We start from the raw sequence: 255 nt of genomic DNA, 5'->3' as shown, positions 1-255 counted from the left end.
TCGGAGCAGGACATCCAGGGCGCCGTATCATTGAGCGCGATCACCGGCCTATTCCCAGTTACCAGCTCCGGTACATCGCCGTGGACCAACACCGCCACCGGGGCACTGTCCTCCAGCATGTACGCCACTCGCTCGGCCGGGTATTCCGGGTCCAGCGGCACATAGGCCCCGCCCGCCTTCAACACGCCCAGCAGGCCCACCACCATCGCCAGCGAGCGCTCCGCGCAGATCGCCACACGGTCGTCCGGGCCCACA

General features: G+C 67.8%; 1 protein-coding gene. It reads right to left on the bottom strand.

Annotated features, from left to right (window positions below):
• A partial coding sequence (locus EZI54_RS24195) for an AMP-binding protein (RefSeq protein WP_131484368.1) occupies positions 1 to 255 on the bottom strand: 255 nt, incomplete at both ends.

The sequence above is a fragment of the Marinobacter halodurans genome (assembly GCF_004327985.1).
In the GTDB taxonomy this organism is placed as follows: Bacteria; Pseudomonadota; Gammaproteobacteria; order Pseudomonadales; family Oleiphilaceae; genus Marinobacter_A; species Marinobacter_A halodurans.
The sequence above is the reverse complement of the archived record's forward strand: the minus strand, read 5'-3'. Positions and strand labels throughout refer to the sequence as shown.